The sequence below is a fragment of the Belnapia arida genome (assembly GCF_016773205.1).
GTDB classification, from domain to species: domain Bacteria; phylum Pseudomonadota; class Alphaproteobacteria; order Acetobacterales; family Acetobacteraceae; genus Belnapia; species Belnapia arida.
Genome location: NZ_JAETWB010000112.1, coordinates 1 through 3622 on the forward strand (window position 1 = coordinate 1; position 3622 = coordinate 3622).

Sequence of the window (3622 nt, forward strand, 5' to 3'; positions counted from 1 at the left end):
AGCGCCGCGTCAGACGCCCAACCAGGCCAATAAATGGCCTACTCCCACGCAGCAGGCAGGCTTTTCAGCAGCCTGTTGGGCCAGCCTTGTAGGCGGGCCAGTTCTGGATCCGGTAGCGAGCCTTCGGGATACGATGGCATTGGACGGCGTTGTGTTTGAATGACATGCCCGAAAGCGTGACGGCTCGATTGTAGCTAGTCCATCCGTTCCGACTTTCTGCATCAACGCCTTGTTTGACTTGAACGCGGTCCGAGGGTGCGCTCTAGGGACACCGCAACAGGACGGCGGCGTGGTTATAGCCCCGTTCAGCTTGGGTCGAACGCCCATGCAGATAGGCACGGGTGGGGACACACCGATTGCAACCGAGAGTGACATGTTGAAGAAGTTTTTTCGAAGCGCCCGAGGCGCGCAAGGCGAGGGCAAAGGCATAGCTCAGAGGCGGGCGGAATTCATCCGCTCCCTTCACAGGGAGCTGTTGGGCCGGGACATTGACGCCGAAGCGCTGAAGCGCCGCGTTTGCGAGTTGGCGCCCCTGTCAGCGGAGGAGATCTTCACCGTCTTCACCTCTTCCGAGGAGTATCAGCGCCGCCAGACGCGAACAGTGCCCCTGTTCGTTCCGCCTGGCCATTTCTATTCCCCGGTCACCAATCCCCAGGAGCTTCAGGCCGACGCGGCGCGAATTTTCGACCGCGACACGCCCCCGGCCGGCGTTGACCTTCAGGAAACGGAGCAATTGCGTTACGCAGAGCGGATGGCGGAACACTACGGTTCGCTCGAGTTCGGCGCAGGGGCGCGGCCGGGTCTCCGCTACCACTACGATAACCCGGCTTTCAGCTACGGCGACGGAATCGCACTTGCCTGTACCCTTCTGATCCACCGCCCGGCAAACTTTATCGAAGTCGGCTCCGGCTATTCGTCCGCCGCTACTCTCGACATCATCGAACGCAGGTTAGGATGGGCGACGAGTTGCTTATTCATCGATCCTTACACCGACCGCTTAGAAGCCTTGCTCCAGCCCGAGGATCGTGGACGGATCGAAATCGTGCGGGCCCGTGTACAGGACGTCGAGTTATCAGTGTATGACCGCCTCCGCACGGGCGACGTCCTGTTCATCGATTCAACGCACGTAGTGAAAACCGGCAGTGACGTAGCGCATCACCTTACCCGGGTGCTGCCGCGGCTGCGACCCGGCGTACTGGTCCACTTTCACGACGTCTTCTACCCGTTCGAGTACCCGGAGCAGTGGGCAATCTTGGAAAACAGGTCTTGGAACGAACTCCACTGCCTGCATGCCTTCTTACACGCTAACAAGGACTGGGAGATTGTTTTCTTTAACGACTTCATGGCGCGGGCACACCGCGAGCTACTCGGGCGCATGATGCCCCTGTTCCTGGCCAATCCAGGCGGCAGCTTATGGCTGCGGAAGGTGAATTGACGGACGGCTGAGACGGGCAGCGTTCGTCAACGTGGTGGCGTTTGTTAATGGGCTACGAGTAGCCACGGCTCAGGCGGGATTGAGGGGTAGTTGTAGGCTTTCTTTGAAGGGGGCCGGGCTAAGCATCTTGCCCAAAAACTCGACGCCCGTGGTGCGGTGCTGCGTCTGTCATTCATCGTTAGCCTGGAGCAGTAGGGGCGACGATGGGGCTGATGATAGAGGTCTTCGAGGGAGAGAGACCAACCACGTCGGCGCGACGTTTCACATCTTTGTTCAATCGCTCCAGCGAGTTCGCGAGTGCAGCTTGGTCCTTTGCTGCGCTGGGAATCCTATGGAGGCGAGCACGTATGCTCGCTGTCGTCCATGAGTGTGGCGAGATCGGGTCAGCGTTCACGGAACTGGTTGGCGACGTGGTGCCAAGTCTGCCGGGCACTGTCTGATCGGGTTGCCAGAACGCCTGGCGCCGCGCGGCTGAAGCCCTAGACTGCTGCGCCTTGCCGACATGGGCCAAGGCATTCCTTGGCGAATGAACCTTGCAGCGTTGCCATGTCGCGCCGAGCACGCGCGCATTGCCGACCTCAGCCCGCTCATGGGCATCGGCGACGACCAGCTTCACGCCCTCAAGGCCGCGCTTCATTGGGCTCCTGAGAAAGGTCGTCCAGAACGTGTCGGCCTCGGATCGCCCCATGCGAAGACCAAGGATTTCGCAGCACTCCCTTCGCAGAGGGCCCTTTTGCCTTCACTGGCGAACTGCTTCCAAGACCGACTGCATGCCGCCGAGATGCCCGAGTTCCGACGACCAGAAGAACATCATTCGCGCGTTGCGAAACCCGGCCAGGCGCAGGTCCTCGATCAGCGCCCAGCCGAAATGCCTGAAGCACAGCACGCCAGAGGTATCGAGCGGGTCGCCATGGTACTCTGGCGGCATAATGTGGCGGATGCCGCCATCGGCATCGAGTTCCGCTCGGATAACATGCGGGTGCGACCCCAGCGCGAAGGGCACCGTCATTAGCAGCCGGCCGCCCGGCCGCAGGCATCGGGCAAACTCGTGCAGGCCCGCCATATAGTCTGGCACGTGCTCCAGCACGTCGAAGCTGCCGATGCAAGCGAAGCTGCCGTCTTCCAGCGTCAGCGCCGTCACGTCCTCATGCCGTAGGTTAGCGGGGTTAGTCCGGCCGGGCGCGGTGCCGTCGCGCAAATATTCGCTGCCAATCAGGTGAGGGAAGCGCGCGGCGGTCGCCTTGTAAAGCGGTGTCACCTGCTCGGTGAGATAGACGGCTTCAGCAGTGTCCACTGCTTCCGTCATGAACATCAGCGCGGCGCGCATGCGGTTGTTTAGGCCACAAATCGGGCAAACCAGATGCTCGCGCCAATTCGGCATGCGCGTGCCGTCATCACCGGTGAAGCAGTTGTCGTAGCTGACCTGGAAGGACGTATCTCGGTTGCAGGCCCAGCAGTAGCCGGGCACTGCGAAGACCGGCCCCGGCCGGAGCATCGCGCGTTCATACTGCGCCATCTCTTGCCGCTTCTCATGCAGCGACGCCATCAGGTTGCGGAAGCCGTGCAGGCTGTGACAGCTGCCAAGTTCCATCTCACGCCACAACCGGACCCGATCCCGTGCCCGGTTGTGGTTCGGGACCAATCGCTTCAGGGAGGGAAGCAGCCTTCGAAACATCGTATGTCGCCTCGTCGAAAATGGCAGTAGGCCCTGTCACGCCTGGTGTGCTCAGGAACCCTGAAGCGGCTCAGTTTAGCTCAGCCACTTGCAGCGGCAGGGAAAGCGACTGTCGTTGTCAGATTTCGTCGTAGCGCAGGATACTAGAGCATTTCCAGGTTTGATGGGCTCAGCCAAGCCTCACTGGTGCCGGGAAAAGTTGTTTGGCCAACTATCTTGCGGCCGCTGGTCGCGCGATATGGGTCTGACTAACCCGGACCTGCTCTAGATGCCGTGGACCCTGGCGGGCTGAGCCCTTGATCAGGCGGGCACGGCCGCGAGATTGATGGAGCTAGAGCAGAATCCGATCATTCAGGCTCATACCCTGCAGCGGTGAAGTAGCTTCGGCATTCGTCTGGGGTGAAGCGTGGCAGTGCGTGTCGAATGGCATCCCAAAGGTCGTCGATGGTGCGGGCGGCGGCCTTGCGGAGAATGGCCTTCAGCTTGGCGAAGGCATTCTCGATTGGGTTCAG

The 3622-nt window shown here is 60.9% G+C and carries 3 protein-coding genes and 1 pseudogene; 1 reads left to right on the top strand and 3 read right to left on the bottom strand.

The genetic code is table 11. From position 1 onward, the window contains the following. Window positions 1-373 precede the first annotated feature (373 nt). A complete protein-coding gene (locus JMJ56_RS32735) occupies window positions 374-1435 on the top strand; it encodes a class I SAM-dependent methyltransferase (RefSeq protein WP_202836057.1) in 1062 nt (353 codons plus the stop codon). Between the two features lie 178 nt (window positions 1436-1613). On the opposite strand, the gene JMJ56_RS32740 is transcribed toward JMJ56_RS32735, so the two are convergent. The 3 genes and pseudogenes from JMJ56_RS32740 to JMJ56_RS32750 form a co-directional block, all read right to left on the bottom strand. Beyond that, window positions 1614-2123: a transposase gene (locus JMJ56_RS32740; protein ID WP_202836058.1), complete on the bottom strand. Its 510-nt coding sequence runs from the start codon at window positions 2121-2123 to the stop codon at window positions 1614-1616. Window positions 2124-2174: 51 nt separating this feature from the next. Further along, a complete protein-coding gene (locus JMJ56_RS32745; protein ID WP_202836059.1) occupies window positions 2175-3026 on the bottom strand; it encodes a class I SAM-dependent methyltransferase in 852 nt (283 codons plus the stop codon). 431 nt (window positions 3027-3457) lie between these two features. Then, window positions 3458-3622: pseudogene (locus JMJ56_RS32750) on the bottom strand (IS630 family transposase); the annotation flags it as partial.